Below are 546 nucleotides of genomic sequence, written 5' to 3'. Positions count from 1 at the left end.
CGAAGATTCCTGCGGAGGTGATGCCATGATCAGTCTGAAATCGCTGCAGCGCGCGGTGTTGCCGGGCATGTTCGTACTTGCACTGCTTGGCTCCGTGGCCCAGGCACAGCAATCCTACAAGACGCCGGAGGACGCGGCCGCGGCGCTTGCCGCCGCGGTCAAGAGCGGGCCTGGCGACATTCTCAAAGTGCTCGGCAGGGCAGCCGAGGATATCGTTTTCTCCGGCGATGAGGTTGCCGACAACGACATTCGCCAGCGGTTCAGCTCGATGTATGACGCCAAGCACGGCCTCAAGACGGAGGGCAACAAGAGCGCGACACTCGTCCTGGGATCCGACGATTTCCCGTTCCCGATTCCGCTTGTCAACACAAAGGCAGGCTGGGAGTTCGACACCGTCGAAGGACGCATCGAAGTGCTTCGCCGTCGCATCGGACGCAACGAACTCGACGCGATCCAGACCGCGCTCGCCTTCGTCGACGCGCAGAACGAATATGCCGACAAGGACCGCGGCGAGGGCGCCGGCGTCTACGCGCAGCACATCATGTC

Annotated in this window: 1 protein-coding gene; it reads left to right on the top strand. The window is 62.6% G+C overall.

Annotation, left to right across the window (positions count from 1 at the left end):
• Window positions 1–25: 25 nt before the first annotated feature.
• On the top strand, window positions 26–546 hold a 521-nt coding region (locus G8O24_RS42610), incomplete at its 3' end, for a DUF2950 family protein (protein ID WP_188108425.1).

It is taken from the genome of Bradyrhizobium campsiandrae, assembly GCF_014529705.1.
GTDB lineage: Bacteria > Pseudomonadota > Alphaproteobacteria > Rhizobiales > Xanthobacteraceae > Bradyrhizobium > Bradyrhizobium campsiandrae.
The sequence above is the reverse complement of the archived record's forward strand: the minus strand, read 5'-3'. Positions and strand labels throughout refer to the sequence as shown.